The organism is Mycobacterium sp. URHB0044, assembly GCF_000620625.1.
In the GTDB taxonomy this organism is placed as follows: Bacteria; Actinomycetota; Actinomycetes; order Mycobacteriales; family Mycobacteriaceae; genus Mycobacterium.
Map to the genome: position 1 here is coordinate 1 of NZ_JIAW01000004.1, position 17,498 is coordinate 17,498.

Below are 17,498 nucleotides of genomic sequence, written 5' to 3' on the forward strand. Positions count from 1 at the left end.
TCGATGGACGTCGCGGCTGCCTTGGACATCGAGCGGTTGCGCGAGGTCATGACCGAAGTCGTGGAGCGTTCGGCCGCGGTGATAACCCGCTACGGCGGGACCGTGGAGTACACCGGCGATGGGGTGATGGCTCTGTTCGGCGCCCCAACGGCGTTGGAGGATCACGCCTTTCGGGGATGTCTGGCCGCCCTGGCGATCCAGCAGGAGGCGAACCGGTTGGCGGCCGAGGTGGCGCGCCGCGATGGCATCGACCTCCAAGTGCGGGTGGGCCTGAATTCGGGCCGGGTGATCGCCGGTGACATGGGCTCTGGGTCGCTGGGGTACGCCGCGACCGGCGAGCCGGTCGGGTTCGCCCAGCGGATGGAATCCGTGGCGCCCCCTGGCGGGGTGATGCTGTCCGAGTCGACCGCACGGCTGGTCGAACACCTCGCCGTGCTGGCTGAACCGGAGTGGGTCCGCATCAAGGGGGCCGACGAACCGGTGCGCGCCCGCCGGCTGGTGGGGATCGATCCGCGGGATGGCGTAGTCGGGCGCGCGGAAGCGAGCCTGGTGGGTAGGCACTGGGAGATGGCCGTGCTCGACGCCATCGTCGATCGGGCGATCGGGGGCCGCGGTGGCGTCGTGAACGTAGTGGGACCCGCCGGCATCGGCAAGAGCCGGGCGGCCCGCGAGGCCGCCGCGCTGGCGGTCAGCCGGGGGGTCGAGGTGTTTTGGACCTTCTGCGAATCGCATGCGAGCGACGTCCCCTTCTATGCCGTGAGGCAGCTGTTGCGCGCGGTCACGGGCATAGCCGACCACGACGCCGACGCCGCCCGCGCCGAGGTACGCCAGCTGATTCCCGGTGCCGAGACAGAGGATCTGTTGCTACTCGATGATCTCTTCGGCATCTCCGACCCCGACGTCGCGCTGCCCGCCATCGACCCCGATGCGCGACGGCGGCGGTTGACCGCATTGATCAACACCGTGTGGCTGGCACGCACCGAACCGGCGTTGTTCGTCGTCGAGGACGCCCACTGGGTCGATTCGGTCAGCGAGTCGATGCTTGCCGAGTTCCTCACGGTGATTCCGCGCACGCCGTCGATGGTGTTGATCACGTCGCGCCCCGAGTACGACGGAGAGTTGACGCGGGTGAACGGCGCGCAAACGATTGCGCTTGCGCCACTGGTTGATTCGGACACCAGCGCGATGCTGGACGAGCTGCTCGGGTCGGACCCCTCGGTGTCCGAACTGGCAGCGATCATCGCCCAGCGTGCGGCCGGGAACCCGTTCTTCGCCGAGGAGATGGTGCGGGAGTTGGCGCATCGTGGGGTGCTGGTAGGTGAGCACGGCGACTACCTGTCTGCGGCCGATCCCACCGACGTCGACGTGCCAGCCACGGTGCAGGCAGCCATCGAGGCGCGCATCGACCTCCTGTCCGCCCCAGCCAGGCGGACGTTGAACGCGGCGTCGGTAATCGGCGTCCGCTTCGGCGCGGACCTCCTCGCGGCCTTGGGATTTGATGGCGTGTTCGACGAACTGCTACATGCAGAGCTGATCGATCACGTGCGGTTCACGCCAAGCGCCGAGTACGCCTTCCGGCATCCGCTGATTCGCGCGGTGACCTACGAAGCGCAGCTGAAAGCCGACCGCGCCGAATTGCACCGTCGGCTGGCCGCCGCCATTCAAGAGCGGGACCCGGGGTCAGTGGAGGAGAACGCGGCGCTCATCGCCGAACACCTCGAATCAGCGGGCGAGCTGCGCGCGGCATTTGGCTGGCACATGCGCGCCGGCGCGAGGTCAACGAACCGCGACACCGGCGCGGCGCGGGTCAGCTGGGAGCGGGCGAGCCGGATCGCCGACCGGCTACCCGACGACGATCCCGACCAATTGTCGTTGCGCATAGCCCCCCGCACCATGCTGTGTACCACCGACTGGCAAGCCCGAACGGTCCAGGACAGCCAGCGCCGCTTCGCCGAGCTGCGCGAGTTGTGCAGCGCCGCCGGCGACAAGGTCTCGCTGGCCGTCGGCATGACCGGGGTGATAGCCGAGCTCATGTTCGCCGGGCGTTCGCGTGAGGGGTCGCGGCTGGCGTCCGAACAGATGGCGTTGCTCGAGTCGATCGGTGATCCCAGCTTGACCGTGGGATTGGCGATGATGGCGTTCATCACTTGGGGGGATGCCGGCGAATTCGGCGAGCTCCTGCGATGGTCGCAGACCGTCATCGACCTTGCCGAGGGCGATCCGGCCATGGGCGCGGGCTTCGGTGTGGGATCACCGCTCGCGATTGCGTTGGCATTTCGAGGCGTTGCCCGGTGGTGGCAGGGCCGTCCCGGGTGGCGCCTTGATCTCGACGACGCCGTCGCGATGGCACGGAACAGCACCCCGGCAACCCTCGGCGCCGTCGTCTGCTGGACCTACGGTTTCGCGACGCAGTTCGGGGTTCTTCGAGCAGATGACTCCGCGACGCGCATGGTCGAGGAGGCGTTGCAGCTGGCTGAGGCAACCAGTAACGACGTCGCACTGTCTGTGGCCGAATACGGGTTGGGGGGAACACTTCTGAGTCGGGAATCCGACGCCGACCGCCACCGCGGGCTGGAGATCATGGTGGAGCGCCGCCAGTTTCGACGCGAGCGCATGCCCAACCTGGTCTCGGTCACCGAGGTGTGGACTGCCCGAGAGAAGGCCAGGCGCGGCGAACGCGCCGCGTCCATCGAAGTGATGCGCCGGGGCGTCGACGAGCTGCACCAGGAAGGCCGGCTCTTCTTCGGGGTATGGGGCACCGGCGTCCTGGTGGAGACGCTGTTGGAACGTGGCGCCGAAGGGGACCTCGCAGAAGCCGAAGGGCTGATCGGCCGGTTGGCCGATGTGCCAAGCGATCCCGGTTCGGCGATGCTCGAGATCACGTTGCTTAGGCTGCGCTGCCTGTTGGCGCGGGCCAGCGGCGACGACCGCGGCTACGGGGACTTGGTGAATCGATATCGCACGATGGCCGAGTCGCTTGGCTTCGAAGGACACCTGGCCTGGGCCGAAGAGATGAGGGAGCTAGGCCGATGACGACGGCCGTGGTGTGCGCTTCCTGCGGGACGGGGCTACGAGAGAACGCCAACTTCTGCGACGAATGTGGTGCCGCTACTGGGCTTTCCGGTGAGGCGCCCGAGTACAAGCAGGTGACGTTGCTGTTCGCCGATGTGGTGCAGTCGATGAACATGGCGGCAGCCCTCGACGTGGAGCGGTTGCGCGAGATCATGACCGAGCTGGTGAAGCGTTCGGCAGCAGTGGTGCAGCGCTACGGCGGAAGGGCCGAGTACAACGGCGACGGAGTGATGGCCATCTTCGGAGCGCCAGCCGCGTTGGAGGACCACGCTTTTCGAGCCTGCCTGGCCGCGCTGGCCATCCAACAGGAGACGGACCGGCTGGCGGCCCAAGTAGCAAACCGAGACGGTGTCGATCTTCGAGTGCGGGTGGGCCTGAATTCGGGCCGGGTGATCGCAGGCGACATCGGCTCGGGGTCCCTGGGGTACGCCGCGACCGGCGAGCACGTCGGTTTTGCCCAGCGGATGGAATCGGCGGCGCCGCCGGGCGGGGTGATGCTGTCCGAGTCGACCGCGCGGCTGGTCGAACACCGCGCAGTGCTGGCGGAGCCGGAGTGGGTGCACGTCAAGGGATCCGAGAAACCGGTACGTGCCCAGCGGCTGATCGACATCAGGCCGCGAGATGGTCAGGTTGTGCGCGCCGAGGCGGGCCTGATCGGTCGGCGGTGGGAGATGGCCGCCCTCGACGCACTGGTGGACCGCACCACGCATGGCCGCGGCGGCGTCGTGAACGTGGTTGGACCGCCTGGCATTGGCAAGAGCCGGGCGGCCCGAGAGACGGCGACACTGGCGGCAGATCGCGGAGTCGAGGTGTTCTGGACGTTCTGCGAGTCGCACACACGTGAAATCGCCTTCCTCGTCGTGGCCCAGCTGCTCCGCGCGGAAACCGGCGTCGCGGACCTCGACGACCAAGCTGCTCGCGCGCACGTGCGGGTTCGAGTGCCCGACGCCGACCCACAGGACGTGCTGCTGCTGGACGATCTGCTCGGCATCGCCGACCCCGACGTGCCGCTCCCCCAGATCGACCCGGATGCCCGCCGCCGCCGGTTGACCGCGCTGATCAACACCACCTCGTTGATGCGTACCAAACCGGCGCTGTTCATTGTCGAGGATGCGCACTGGATCGATGCGGTCAGCGAGTCGCTGCTGGCCGACTTGCTCACCGTCATTCCGCGCAGCCCGACGATGGTGCTGATTAGCTCCCGCCCGGAATACGAAGGACCGCTGACGCGAGCGCCCGGCGCGCAGACGATAGCGCTTGCCCCGCTGGGAGATTCGGACACCACGGCATTGCTGGGCGAGCTGCTGGGGTGGGATCCCTCGGTCGGCGAGCTGGCGGCGATCATCGCAGAACGCGCCGCGGGGAATCCGTTCTTCGCCGAGGAGATGGTGCGCGAGCTGGCCCAGCGCGGCGTGCTAATCGGTGAACACGGCGACTACGTCTGTCGCACGGAGATTGCCGACGTCGCCGTGCCGGCCACGGCGGAGGCGGCCATCGCGGCGCGCATCGACCGGCTGACCACCCCAGCCAGGCAGACGTTCAACGCGGCGTCGGTGATCGGCGCCCGCTTCGAGGCGGAGCTGCTCTCAGCGCTTGGCATCGATCCGGTGGTCGACGAGCTGCTCACCGCGGACCTCATCGATCAGGTGCGATTCACCCCGGCTGCCGAATACGCCTTCCGACACCCCTTGATCCGCGCGGTGGCATACGGATCACAGCTGAAAGCCGATCGGGCCCAATGGCATCGGCGTCTGGCCACCGCGATCCAAGAGTGCAAGGCCAGCGCGCTGGAGGAGAACGCAGCACTGATCGCGGAACATCTCGAGTCTGCCGGCGAGCTGCATGCCGCCTATGGCTGGCACATGCGTGCCGCTGCATGGTCGAGCAACCGCGATCTCGGCGCCGCCCGACTCAGCTGGGAACGGGCACAACGTATCGCCGACCAACTTCCCGACGACAGCCCCGACCAGCTGTCGATGCGCATCGCCCCCCGAACCATGCTGTGCGCCACCGACTTCTACTCCCGAGCAGTTCAGGAAAGCGGTCGCCGCTTCGCCGAGTTGCGGGAGCTGACCAGCGCTGCCGGGGACAAGATCTCGCTGGCCATCGGCATGACCGGACTGGTCACCGAGCTCGTGTACACAGGCCGTTCGCCTGAGGGTTCACGGCTGGCATCTGAACAGATGGCGCTGCTCGAGTCGATCGACGATCCCACCCCGACCATGGCGTTGTCGGTGATGGCGTTCGTCAATTGGGCGGATACCGGTGAGTTCGGCGAGATGTTGCGGTGGTCGCAGACCGTCGTCGACCTCGCGGACGGTGATCCCGTCAAAGGGGCTGGCTTCGGTGTGGGGTCTCCCCTGGCGTTCGCGTTGACATGTCGCGGCACTGCGCGGTGGTCACTGGGGCGTCCCGGATGGCGCGAAGACCTCCACGGCGCCGTCGCGATGGCCCAAAACGGTGACCCGACAACCGTCGCCTTCGTCGTCGCCTGGGCCTACGGTGCGGCGATACAGAATGGCGTGCTCCGAGCCGATGAGTCGGCGGTGCGCGCGAGCGAGGAGGCCGTGCTGATCGCCCAACGGGCCGGCAATGATCACGCCCTGTCATTGGCGGAGCAGGCGTTGGCGGCCGCGCTGTTGTGTCGGGACGACGCTTCTGACCGTCACCGCGGCCTCGAGGTCATGGTGCATGTCCGCGACACCTTGCGCGAGCACGGTCCCTTCTTGGTCCCGGTCGCCGACTTGTGGGTCGCCCGGGAGCAAGCGTGGCGAGGTGACAGAGACGCTGCGATTGCGGTGATGCGGGAGGCCGTCGACTTGCTGTGCGACGCAGGGCGGCTCGGTTTCGCCGGTTGGGGCACGGGCGTTCTCGTGGAGACGCTGCTGGGACGTGGCGCCGAGGGCGACGTGGCCGAAGCCCAACGGGCGGTGGACTGGTTGGCGAATGTACCAGCCGATGGTTCGGCGATCCGCGAGGTAACACTGCTCCGACTGCGTGCACTACTTGCGCGGAGCCGCGGCGACGACATCGCCTACCGGGACTTGGTGAGTCGCTATCGTGCGCGGGCCGAATCGCTCGGCTTCGAGGGCCACATTGCCTTGTCCGAGGCGATGATCGAGGCTGTTGAATAGTCTCCTCGCCCTGCGAAGGCGAATCATCGCGCGGCGGAAACGATTCAACGCCAGCCTCCCCCTCCAAGGCTGACGTTGAATCGGGCTCGGTTATTCAGGAATCGTCGGAGTCTCCGCGGGGTGATTGAGTGCCCGAGGTCTTGCCGGCTGGCGCGGCGTCTCCGGCCGTCGCCGCTCCGGCATCGGCTGTTCCGCTGGTCGGATGGCCACCCTTGGCATGGTGCGGAAGGTCACGAGGATGCTCCCCCACTTCGAGCGAATCGTGCACCACCGCGCGAGGAGTCAGCCGCCGTGGGGTCGGCTTCGTCGGCTCCGGTGCGGAGTCGTTGGCCGAAGACTCGGGTGCACTCCCAGCTGTCGGTCCCGTCGACTGTTCGTCAGGCTTGGCGGTTTCGGTGAGGTCCTTCGTCGGCGTCACCGTATCCGTCGACGACTCGTCGTTTTCGGATGCGGGTTCCGCTGACATCGTCGGCGCGGGAGCATCTGCCTTCCCGATCTTGCGGGTCCGTGACGCGGGCCCTGCTGCGGGATCGCTGCCTGGTTCGGAATTGCTCAGATCTGGGTCGCTGGGCAACGTAGCGGCGGTGGCGTCTGCTTCGACGGACGCGGCAGATACCTCAGCAACCGCGGACAGCGGTGCGAACGGAATGAAGAGACTCGGGATCGTGAAGCTGAGGAAATTGAAGAGCGCACATGGCGGGCACGCGAGGATGACGAGCACGATTATCGGACCGAACAAGAGGGCAATCCCGACGATGGCCAATATCGGCTGTGGTATCAGAGCCAGCAGCGGCGCTGGTATCGCGAGGGCAGCGGTGGTCGGGGCCACAGCGGCGGCATCCACTCTTCGAGGATTTGGCGCCGGGTCCGTCGCCGCGTCGAATGTGGACGCAGTCGTCACGTCCGCGGTTGGGGTCTTCACGACCGGCGCAGGGATGTCCGCGCCGCCGGCGACCGCTTGGGCAGCTGGTACGACGGCGTGGACACGACTGTCAATGAATCTCTCGAGCGCACCCAAGAGTGCCGGCGGCGATAGCGTCAACGCGCTGAGTTGTACCTGACGAACTTCGGTTCGCGCGCCACGAACGTCGGGCGGTGCCACCACGAGGCCAAGCGCGAGAATGGCGGCACTGGCGACGGCGCCACCCGCGGCCAGTTGACGGCGAACAGTCGGCCACGACGCCGCCCTTGCGCAGCGCTCCGATGCGACCGAATAGTTTGCGATATCCATTGTGTCGTTCCCTCCCCGATGTCCTGGCGAAACGATCGTCACCGATTGAGGTGTCACGTTCCGCAGGGGCAATCGTCACTCCTCTGCGTCGCGACGAGCGCAGTAGCGCGCCACTGCAATCTGGCTCGCTACTCTGTTCGAGAACCGCGGAGTCAAGAACTAGCTTGGCCCAAGTATCTGATGGTCAAGACACGAAACCCTTGATGCGCGTCAACAAGCAATTCCCGGACGCTGCCCGGGACAGGCTGGCGCTAGATCATGTGCGTTCGGAACCGCTGACGTCGCGGTCAGACGAGTCGCCGACAGCCGAAGGGATCGGCGCTGCCGTCGGTACGGTCAATTCTTCGTTTGCCTCGGCGGCCGACAGCAGGAATCGGTGCCAGCCACCTTCGTTGCGTTCAACGTGCCAATCACGCTGTGATCGTCCCCGTAGTACTCCAACGATTCCTGGATGCCGACGGTCAGCACCGGATGTGGACTGGATTCGACGAACGTCCGATAACCATGATCGTAGGACCATCGGACACTGTGCTCGAATAACACCGGTTGCCGCACGTTGGCGAACCAGTAGTCGCCGTCGAGGACCGACGTGTCCAGACCGGCGCCGGTGACCGCCGAGATGAATGCGATGTCGCCGGTTCGCGGCCGCAGCCCAGACAACGACTCGCGCAACGTCTCCCGCAATTCCTCGACGTCCGCAGAATGTGAGGCGTAGTCGACGGGAATCCGCGTGGCAGGAACGTCACCCCGCTCACACGCCGCCATCAGATCGTCCAATGCCGCTGCGTTCCCGGTGACGACGGTCGACGACGGACCGTTGTGCGCGGCAACGGAAATCGATCTACCCCATGGTTCGATGAGAGCGTGAACCCGTTCAACGGGCCACGCGATCGAAGCCATGCCACCCGTTCCTGCGATCGCGCTGATCGCCTTGCTGCGCAGCGTGACGACCTTCGCGGCATCTCGCAACGAGAGGGCGCCTGCGAAGTACGCTGCGGCGATCTCGCCGTACGAATGGCCGAGGACGGCATCCGGCTCGATCCCCAGAGCCCGCCACTGGATGGCCAGCGACACCATCACCGCGAACAGCACGGGCTGCACCACGTCGGCCCCGTCGAGGCCGGGAGAACCCGCGCCACCACGCACGACCTCGAGCAGTGACCACTCGACGAACTCGGCCAACGCGGCGTCGCAGAGTCGCATCTGAGAGGCGAACGCCGGCGCGGTGTCCAACAGTTCTGCCGCCATGCCCGTCAACTGCGTTCCCTCGCCAGGGAACACGAAGACAGTTCGGCCTGTGGCAGCGGCCCTTCCAGTCACGACATTGGGTGCGGACGTGCCGGAGGCGATCGCTGCCAACCCGCTCAACAGCTCGTCACGGTCGGTCCCGACCGCCGCGGCGTGGTGTTCGAAAGACGCCCGGGTGGCGAGCAACGAGTAGCCGACATCCGTCGGATCCACCTCGGTGCGCTGCTCGACGAACCGCTGCAACCGGGCCGCCTGCTCAGCGAATGCAGACGCCGACTTCGCGGACAACACCCACGGCATGGCCGAGTGACGCTTGGGAGCCGGGTTCACGGTCGCAAACTCCGGGTGACTCCGCACCACACGTGAAACGTCACGGCTCTCCTTAGCGCAATTCCCACCGCGCCGCCGCGCGGTGCACTTCGTCATCGGAACCTCTGACCTGCTGAATGACGCGCAAATCCAGGTCGTAGTGTCTGGCGACCCAGCCGATGCCGCGCTCGCAGTCGACGCGGAGCAGGGTGCCGTCCTTGGCCCGGGCGTGGCCGGTCGTATGTGGAGCGATCATCGTCATCACCCTGCCCCGAGTCCGTCGAATCTTGCGGTACTCATCGTCGTTCCCTTTCTCTGTCATGGCGGAAGGATGGCCACGGTGTCGGCTTCAGTTCCCGCGGGACTCCGTGGCGCCGGCAGCACACAGGTTCACGGTCGGCGACGCCATCGAAACCCGCACTGCCGCAACAAGGCAATCACCACGAGCGTTGTGTCGCGAATCGCTAGACCCATCTGCGTGGCGGCATACCGAAACTCCCCGAGCGCGGCAGCCGATGCCCCAACGCCATCGATGGGCTTTGCGTTGACCATCGTCGTACCTCCATGTCATCGCGAATCAGATGGCAGCCCTCGGTCGAGGTTCCACGACTGGAATCGTCACTCGCCTCCGGTGTGGCGAGCGCAGTAGCGCGCCACTGCAATCCGCCGGGCCTCAACGGAGCAGGCAGTCCATGAGTAGCGCCTCGCGAAACCCTCGCAATTGCAGTAGGGCACTACTGCGCTCGTCCAACCGAGTGCGCGTGAAGATTCTCATCGTTAGAGACAACACCGGCAACGAGCGAAGGAGCCAACGATGCATCTAGTCCCCCCGATTGCGCCTCGGGTGGTTCCTGGACGCACGATTGACATCGCGGACGGTGAGCCGGACCTAGGTATGTCGCGCGGATTTGCGCGTGTTGACCTCGGCGACCCCATCTTCTTCGATCATCCGCTCGACCACGTGCCCGGCATGCTGCTCGTGGCAGCCATCCTTGAACTGGCAGAGCATGATTCGATGCTCGAGCCCGAAAACGTAACCTTCCGCCTCACCTTCGCCAAGTTCTGTGAGCTCGGGGCCCCGGTCGAGGTGACTGCCACCCGGGAGGTCGGCGGAACCAGCCGGATCGAAGTCATCCAGACCGGCCGCAGTATCGCGACGGGACTGCTGGGCCGACGCGAGACCGCGTTGCCAGCGGAGCTTGCCCAGGTGCCAGCATTTGGGAACGGCTCGATCCCGAGTGAACTGGTGCACCGGGCCGACCCCGGAAATATCGCAGTCGGCCCGCTCACAGTCGACGCCGGACGCGTATGGGTCCGCGTACACGAGCAGGCCGCCATCGCCGGAATACCGCCGCGGGCTAGCGCGGTCGCCTCGATCATCGAAGCCGCCCGCCAGTTCGTCATCGCGATTCTTCACTTATGGGGTCAGCAACCGATGGGGGCGAAGATGATATTCGTCGGGCTCACCGCAGACGTGCCCACTGCGGTGCCGCAGGGCCACATGACGCGGGCGTTGTCGTGGCAGCCGACTCCGCCAGAACAGACGCGCAAACTCCACATCGACGTGCACGCAGTAGGCGATCGAGCGATCAAAGTCGGCTCGATCGTCATCGCGAGTCGGTGCGTCGACGAAGTCGAGTATGCGCAATTGCGCGCGGGCTAGACCCTCGACTCGATGGAGGCTGGTAATGACCGATCGAGTCGCCATGTACGTTCTTCGTACTCTGTTGGCACTGACCGCTATCGGCCTGACCTTTGCGGTCGCGGTACACCTTGGCGGCGGGCGCCCCGCTGCGGCGGCTTTCGTCGCCGCATATCTGGTGTGGGTGCTTTCCGAAGCGCGAATCACTGTCGGGACACCAACACAGTCGGCCGCGGAGACTCGCACCCTCGTTCCATACGCGGTAGCGCGAGTCACGACGGCTCTTACGGCCGCGTACTCCGCGCCCGTGATGCCCGACAAGTTCGGTATCGTGCTGGCGGGGATCTTCGTTGCTGGTGTGACGTTACGTGCCTGGGCGATTCGCGAATTCGGCGTCCAATATTCGCACCGAGTGGTGCGGATCGCCGAGGGTGGCGTCATTTCATCCGGGCCGTATAGGGTGCTGCGCCACCCGGCGTACGCCGGGATGTTGCTCGCCAACATCGGTTTTGTCGGCTATTTTCCGAGTCCTGCGAGTATCGCGGCACTGACTTTCCTTGTCGCCGCGGTTCTCTGGCGCATCAAAGTCGAAGAAGACATCCTCACTGAGTCACCCCACTATCGCGCCTTCGCCAACACACGATGCCGGATTGTGCCGGGGGTGTGGTGATGATCAAGATCATCGACGCGTCTGCAGAACTGGCTGACGCCAGCGTGGTTGGGCACAAGTTCGCCCGTCAACAACAGTTACGTGCTGCCGGAGTTCCCGTTCCGCCATTCTTCTGCGTCGTCAGAGAAACTCCGTGGACAGCCATCGCCGATGTGGTTGGCATCTTTCCTGGTGTGGGGGCCAGTGTCGAGAAATTGACGGCCTGGGCTGAGGCGGCTCACAGCGCTACCGAACGCATGCGCCTAATGCCGGAGACGGAAATCGAGATCCGGAACAGATACGCCGCCCTTGGCTCACCCGACGTCGCAGTCCGAGCATGTGTGGTCGGCCGGCACGCACAGCCGGGCGAAGATGACGCCGCCGACCCGTTCGCGGGCCTCACAGATAGTTACCTGTACGTTGGTGCGGACGCGCTCATCGATGCCGTTTCGTCCTGCACCGCATCGCTTTTCAACGTCAGATCGGTACTCTACCGCGCGCGGCGAGGAATCGACCCACGAGCCCTCAGCATCTGCGTCGGAATTCAGCAGATGATGGATGGCGAGCGGTCGTTTGTCGCGTTCACCCACGATCCTGTCACCGGCGCCAGAGAAACCGTGGTCGCTGCGGTCTACGGCATCGGAGAAGGTGCGGTAGCCGAACGTGCGGACATCGACCACTTTTTCGTACGCGCGGGCGGGATCGGGCGGCTCATCTCTCACAAGAAGAGAATGCTCCGCCGAGCACCGGGCGGTGGCGTTGCCGAATATCACGTACCGGATGAACTCGCCGACCTACCGGTGCTCTCCGATGGGCAGATCAGTCAGATCGCAGCGCTGGCGGAGACCACCGAGCGGCTGTTGTCCGGACCCCAGGACGTAGAGGGCGTCGTCACCGCCGACTCAGCGATTCACCTGGTGCAGGCACGGCCCGCCACGTCGCCCCAAACGGCGGCGACCACGATCGAATGGACCAATCACAATCTGACCGAGAGTTTTCCGGGCGTGACGACCGCGATGACGTACTCGCACGCACGAGTCTTCTACCGCGCGAGTTTCCGCGACTTCTATCGCATCGTCGGAGTCCCAGAGAGCCAGCTGCGGAGCGGGGAGCACCAACTTCGTCGCATGATCGGATACCTCGACGGCCGGGCCTACTACCGCCTTGACGCGTGGTACGCACTGCACAGCCAGCTCCCCGGATGGGACTTGCTTCGTCCGATGTGGGAGCGGTCGTTGGGGCTCGCGGAACGAAATACCAACCCGCGCCATGCGCTCGACCGCCATTCCGTCACACGTATCATCGGGCGTTCACCGCGACTGATATCGGCGGCCATAGGTTTTCCCCGCAAATTGCGGAAATTCTTGTCCTGGTGGGATGCCCAGCACATCCTCGGGACAGAACTGGCCCAAAAGCCGGTTGAAGAAGTAATCGAGACGTACCGACGAGTGTGGTCAGAAGTCGAATCACGCTGGGGCATACCGATTCTAGCTGGCTATCTCGCCCTGGTCGGCTATGTCGCAGCGAGCGTCCTGGTGCAGCGGTGGGCCGACTCCCCCGAGGTGGACCTCACTGTCCTGTTGCCTGGAGGGCCGCCGAACCGAACGTTGCAGTCGGTGCACTCAACGGTGGCGCTCGCCGAGCAGATAAATGCGAACCCCGCGTTGTCGGCGCGAGTGCTGACTGCCGACGCACGCGATACCTGGGACCGTATCGCAAGAGGGGCCTACGGCGGCAAACTGGAGTCGGATGCCCTCACGCACATCACGAAATTCGGCGATCGCGCCATGCACGACCTCAAGATCGAGGAGCCGACGCCACGGCAGAGACCTGAGATGGTCATCGACGCCGTGCGGCCGTTCGTTGCGGCGGGAGCGACAATGCAGCAGACGCGGCTCCAGGAATCGGCCGCGGCCGCAGCCGCACTCGACGAATTACACCGCATCTGCCCGTCACGATGGAGATGCGCTGTTCTTCGCGCCGCGCTGCGGGTGGGTAGGTTCCTGGTCAAAGCTCGCGAGGACACCCGGTTCTGCCGCACCCAGCTATACGGATTCTCGCGGGAGGTCATGCGTCGACTTGGGTCTGACCTGGCCGCTGCCGGGTGCCTGGACTCGCCAGAGGACTACGTTCATCTTGAGGCTGAGGAATTATTGGGGGCCTTCGACGGCACCTCCACACATTCCGATCTTCGCGTCCTGGCACGGACCCGAAGGGATGCCTACCTACGATCGTGTGATCGGCCCGACCTCGCAGCCAATCTCACAACTGGCCCGCCGCCGATTGCTGCCGCCGACCTTCGTCGCAGTGCTGCCACATCGGCGACCGCAGACTCCAACACCGAGCTGACCGGCCTTCCATCCAGCGCCGGTATCGCCCGTGGTCGCGCGAAATTGGTGCTGCGACCGGATGTTCCGCCGACTGACTGCGCTGGGCGGATCCTGATCGCCCGCGAAACCGATCCTGGATGGCTACCACTGATGCTCAACGCAAGGGGAATCGTCGTCGAGCGCGGCAGCATGGTCTCCCACACCGCAATAACAGGACGGATGCTCGGTATCCCGACCGTAGTAGCGGTTGCTGGCGCGACCTCTAAGATATCCGACGGCGACGAGGTCGAGATCGACGGTAGGTCGGGAACCGTCCGCATCCTCCGCCCGCACTCGCAGAGACCGCGGTGACATCATGCAATTGCCGCTGGAGAGCTGTCCGCGTACTTCGCTCCCGCAACATCATGTCGATCTGTTTCGCACTGAACCGACCCTCGACATCACGTTGGCTGACGGCACGGCGGCGATTGCGGTAACTCGGCAGTGCGACGTACGAACAGTGTTGAGTGACGACCGGTTCAGTAGGGCACACTTTCACGTGCCTTCCGTTGGCGCGGGCGCCGATCTGCCTCTGGCACTGGTCACTTCGGATCCGCCAATCCACACACGTCGACGCCAGGCCGTTCAAGGATGGTTTACGAAGCGACGGGCGCAGATGGCTCGGCCGCTCATCGGCCGCGTCGCCGACCAACTTCTCGACGACCTGCTCGCGGCGGGGCCACCGGCCGACATCTTCACGCATTTCTGCCAGCCTCTTCCGAACCTCGTGCACATGAGCCTCCTTGGTCTGGACACCGCCGATCTGCCATTTCTGGTGCCGCGAATGACGGTCGCTTGGTCAGCTGGCCACTACCAACGCGACGAGGTCACCAAGGCAAACCGCGACTTGCACGACTACTTCGAAAGTCGAGTCAGTCGATCGCGTAGCCAGACGGCAACGGGTGGGCTGATCGATGCCCTCGTACAGGACGAATCCTCAAACAGATTGACCCACGCAGAGATCGTCACGCTCGCCATGGGGCTGCTCATGTCGGGCGCAGAGACGACCGCCAGTCACCTCGCATTGAGTCTCATTGAGGTACTTCAGCGGCCCGGACTGGCGGATTCGCTGCGCCAATGTCCCGAGCAGATTCCTTGCGTGGTCGAAGAGCTGCTGCGGTGGGTTTGGTTCGGCGGCACGATCGGTGGTACGGCGGGGCGTCCGCACATCGCAACCGCTGACGTGAAGCTGCGCGACCGTCTGATTTCGAAGGGCGAAATCGTCGTGCCCATACTCGATGTCGCCAACCGCGATCGCGATGTGTTCCCCGACGCTGATGAGTTCTGCCCTCACCGCAGTCCGAACCCGCATCTCGCATTCGGCCACGGTCGACACCAGTGCATCGGAATGGCTTTCGCTCGTCTTGAACTGCAAGTTGGGCTGGAAACCGTGCTGTCCCGACTGAGCGGGCTAACTCTTGGGATTGCGTCCGAGATCGACTGGCGCACGGGGATGTTCACCCGGGGAGTATCGAGCCTGCCGGTGATGTGGCAAGGAGGCGGACCATGACTGCTGCGGTTGGCATCGCGAACTTTGTACTCAACCGGTACCCACCCGTTCTATCGAGCGTGTACGTCTTGACGTTCGGCGTCGGAGGCATCGGTCTATTCGCCGCGCTCGCTGGGGAACGGATTCCTGCTCGCGCGATACCGATGTTGGGGATAGTCGCCGTGACCTTGTTCGCCGATTTGCTGATCATGCGTGTCGTCGACGACATCCGTGACAGCGACTACGACCGGATTGCCAACCCACAGCGCCCGCTGGCGTCCGGCGCAGTTGCGCAACGTGATCTGTCCACTTTGTGCGCCCTATGCGTGACGGTCATCGTCGTTGCGAATCTGTCCTTCCCCAGCGGACTCTTCATCATCGTCGTGCAGCTTCTCTACACCGGGGCGCTGACGGCTGTCGGGCAGCGATTCCCGGCCACCCGCGGCGACAACCTCGTTCTGAATTTGCTTGTCAGCTTTCCGGTTCAACTTCTGCTGTATGTGTACCTGCTCGCAACGTTCGCCAACATCCGCGCCGATGCGCCGACCGCAGTCGTTGGCGGGCTGGGAATTCTGATCCTCACACTGTGCGCCGGCCAGGTCGAGTTCGGAAAGAAGCTTGTCCGCCGGCCCGCACCAGGCGAACGAAGCTACGTCAATTCGATTGGCTACCATGCGACTTTGCTGCTGACGATCGGCACCGGGCCGCTCGCCGTCGCGCTGTTCGCGATCGCTGCGCCTGTTTCGCCGCTCGCCAAGGCATTCGTTGCGTTGCCTGCGATCGGTGTCACCGGAATCGGCATCAAGTACCTCAGCCATAAGGACAACCGATGGCCGGCAGCGGTATCAACTCTCGGCCTACTCGGCACGCTGGTCGCCTTCGCCGTCGTCGGAGCGTTCGGTTAGCTTCGGTATCCCGCGCGAACAGTGCCCCGCCCCTCGGCGCGCGGCGAGAACCAATCCTCTGCCGGATCGATTCCCACGTTCAACTCAGCGTGCCAATACTCGTGCAGGACCGAGCAGCGTCCGTCCGGTCCGAACCGGAGCGTGAGGCAGCCGGATGCGGTCCGCGGTTCGCGCGTCGCGGGATCATGAAGAACGCACCAGAATTCCACCGCGGCGCAGTCCGCGGACTCGATCGCACCGCCGAACCAGATTCGCGGCTCGACTTGTCTGGACAAGGTCTCGACCCAATGTGCGCGAATCGCGTCCCGTCCGCGGTGCGGTTCACCGAACGGGCCGCGATGGTAGTACGCATCGTCGGTAAAGAGGCCGGCGATCGCATTTGGATCCCTATCTCGCCACCCCGCCTCGAGAGCGCTGATCCATTCGTCGGTACTCGTGGGTCCTCGTGTCACCGGAGTTCAAACTGCGGAAAGTAGGAAATCGTCTCGTCGATGATCCCGGCCAGCTCAGTGACACACTGCGGGTCACCGCCGAGCGATGCGAGCGTGTCGCGAGCGGCACGGACGATGGGCTGGATCGTCTCCGCGTAGCTGGAAACGATGTCCGCCGCCAACATCGCTCGCTTCAGTTCGGCCCGCGCCTCCTCCGAAGTGCGCGCTTGCCGGTGAAGGCCGATCAATTCCGCACGCCGGGCAGTTGACACAGTGCCTAGAAGATGAACGAGCAGATAGGTCGCAGTGCCGTTTCGCAGGTCCTCGTCGCGCTCGGTAACCAGGTCGCGCTGGTCGTTGACCAGTTGACGAAGCACTCCGAGCGCCCTGCCGAACGAGCGCCAGGCATCGACCCGGTCGGTATCGCACTCCGCGAGCTGCGCGGCGAGCGCGGTGGACATCCCGTAGGGCGCGCCCGTCTTGTTCTCGTAGTTGCGCAGCACGTCGTCGAGAGTTGCGGTCTCCGCGTGGAGAACCAGGTCGGTCAGCTGTCCGCTTAGTGCGTCGATACATCCGTTGCCGTACTCGGTGACCATCCGAAAGCGAGCGGCATCGGATACAGAGAGGTCGCCAAAGATTCTGAGCGGCAGATAATTTCCCACCGCAATTGCGGTCATCACCCCGCGGTTGAATTCCGCTGGATCGGACTGCGCGAGTCGCGGAGAGTCGATCATGTCGTCCAGGTACCGCGCCGCCGCCCACCACAGTGTGTGAATCAGCGCTATGGGTGTGGCGCGCATCGGTGCAGCGGTCTCGGCGCCGAACACGAGCACGGGCAGCATGACGATGCCGTTGATGCTGGGCGCGGAGCCGTCCAACGGAATCATGGCGAAGAATGTGTCGACAAAGGTCCCCATTGCGTGATCGCCGGTTGAATCGCTGGCCAACAGCCGTTCGGTTATCGCCGACGCTTGCGTTGCCACCTCCGCCAGCGCGCGCTGCTGCGCGGTCATTTCGAA

At 65.0% G+C, this 17,498-nt stretch carries 12 protein-coding genes; 7 read left to right on the top strand and 5 right to left on the bottom strand.

What is annotated here, in order from left to right:
* On the top strand, positions 1 to 3,033 hold a 3,033-nt coding region (locus N536_RS37855), incomplete at its 5' end, for an AAA family ATPase (RefSeq protein WP_036435914.1).
* Complete coding sequence (locus tag N536_RS0109290) at positions 3,030 to 6,206, top strand: adenylate/guanylate cyclase domain-containing protein (protein WP_029113366.1); 3,177 nt, start codon at positions 3,030 to 3,032, stop codon at positions 6,204 to 6,206. The genes N536_RS37855 and N536_RS0109290, both read left to right, overlap by 4 nt.
* A 94-nt stretch (positions 6,207 to 6,300) precedes the next feature.
* Here the strand turns inward: N536_RS0109290 and N536_RS0109295 are convergent, their stop codons facing one another.
* The 3 genes from N536_RS0109295 to N536_RS0109305 all read right to left on the bottom strand — a co-directional run bounded on the left by N536_RS0109295 (position 6,301) and on the right by N536_RS0109305 (position 9,316).
* Positions 6,301 to 7,437 (bottom strand): hypothetical protein, encoded by a 1,137-nt coding sequence (locus N536_RS0109295; protein WP_029113367.1) that lies wholly within the window; start codon positions 7,435 to 7,437, stop codon positions 6,301 to 6,303.
* Between the two features lie 336 nt (positions 7,438 to 7,773).
* Positions 7,774 to 9,015, bottom strand: a complete 1,242-nt coding sequence (locus N536_RS0109300) for an acyltransferase domain-containing protein (protein WP_197040098.1) — start codon at positions 9,013 to 9,015, stop codon at positions 7,774 to 7,776.
* Between the two features lie 52 nt (positions 9,016 to 9,067).
* Positions 9,068 to 9,316: a hypothetical protein gene (locus N536_RS0109305; protein WP_155948522.1), complete on the bottom strand. Its 249-nt coding sequence runs from the start codon at positions 9,314 to 9,316 to the stop codon at positions 9,068 to 9,070.
* Positions 9,317 to 9,889: 573 nt separating this feature from the next.
* On the opposite strand from N536_RS0109305, the gene N536_RS40675 reads away from it, so the two are divergent.
* From N536_RS40675 to N536_RS0109330, 5 genes are all read left to right on the top strand, one after another.
* Positions 9,890 to 10,657: a hypothetical protein gene (locus tag N536_RS40675; RefSeq protein ID WP_029113370.1), complete on the top strand. Its 768-nt coding sequence runs from the start codon at positions 9,890 to 9,892 to the stop codon at positions 10,655 to 10,657.
* A gap of 25 nt (positions 10,658 to 10,682) precedes the next feature.
* The gene (locus tag N536_RS37865) at positions 10,683 to 11,306 is read left to right on the top strand and encodes an isoprenylcysteine carboxylmethyltransferase family protein (protein WP_051574363.1); all 624 of its coding nucleotides are present in this window, start codon (positions 10,683 to 10,685) and stop codon (positions 11,304 to 11,306) included.
* Positions 11,306 to 13,966, top strand: a complete 2,661-nt coding sequence (locus N536_RS0109320; protein ID WP_197040099.1) for a PEP/pyruvate-binding domain-containing protein — start codon at positions 11,306 to 11,308, stop codon at positions 13,964 to 13,966. The genes N536_RS37865 and N536_RS0109320 overlap by 1 nt, the downstream gene beginning before the upstream one ends.
* Positions 13,967 to 13,970: 4 nt before the next feature.
* Entirely contained in the window at positions 13,971 to 15,164 is a 1,194-nt protein-coding gene (locus tag N536_RS37870; protein WP_081809128.1) for a cytochrome P450, read from the top strand.
* 161 nt (positions 15,165 to 15,325) lie between these two features.
* The gene (locus N536_RS0109330; protein ID WP_197040100.1) at positions 15,326 to 16,048 is read left to right on the top strand and encodes a hypothetical protein; all 723 of its coding nucleotides are present in this window, start codon (positions 15,326 to 15,328) and stop codon (positions 16,046 to 16,048) included.
* Here the strand turns inward: N536_RS0109330 and N536_RS37875 are convergent.
* Positions 16,045 to 16,500, bottom strand: coding sequence for a nuclear transport factor 2 family protein (locus N536_RS37875; protein WP_051574365.1), 456 nt, complete (start codon positions 16,498 to 16,500; stop codon positions 16,045 to 16,047). The two genes, N536_RS0109330 and N536_RS37875, sit on opposite strands and share 4 nt — an antisense overlap.
* On the bottom strand, positions 16,497 to 17,492 hold the full coding sequence (locus N536_RS37880; protein ID WP_197040101.1) for a polyprenyl synthetase family protein: 996 nt from the start codon (positions 17,490 to 17,492) through the stop codon (positions 16,497 to 16,499). Before N536_RS37880 ends, N536_RS37875 begins: the two co-directional genes overlap by 4 nt.
* Between the last annotated feature and the right edge of the window lie 6 nt (positions 17,493 to 17,498).

Excerpts from the sequence above, each read along its gene's own strand:
- N536_RS0109305 (WP_155948522.1), bottom strand. The coding sequence starts at position 9,316 with ATGACAGAGAAAGGGAACGACGATGAGTACCGCAAGATTCGACGGACT.
- N536_RS40675 (WP_029113370.1), top strand. The coding sequence starts at position 9,890 with ATGTCGCGCGGATTTGCGCGTGTTGACCTCGGCGACCCCATCTTCTTC.
- N536_RS0109320 (WP_197040099.1), top strand. The coding sequence starts at position 11,306 with ATGATCAAGATCATCGACGCGTCTGCAGAACTGGCTGACGCCAGCGTG.
- N536_RS37865 (WP_051574363.1), top strand. The coding sequence starts at position 10,683 with ATGACCGATCGAGTCGCCATGTACGTTCTTCGTACTCTGTTGGCACTG.
- N536_RS37880 (WP_197040101.1), bottom strand. The coding sequence starts at position 17,492 with ATGACCGCGCAGCAGCGCGCGCTGGCGGAGGTGGCAACGCAAGCGTCG.
- N536_RS0109290 (WP_029113366.1), top strand. The coding sequence starts at position 3,030 with ATGACGACGGCCGTGGTGTGCGCTTCCTGCGGGACGGGGCTACGAGAG.
- N536_RS0109295 (WP_029113367.1), bottom strand. The coding sequence starts at position 7,437 with ATGGATATCGCAAACTATTCGGTCGCATCGGAGCGCTGCGCAAGGGCG.
- N536_RS37870 (WP_081809128.1), top strand. The coding sequence starts at position 13,971 with ATGCAATTGCCGCTGGAGAGCTGTCCGCGTACTTCGCTCCCGCAACAT.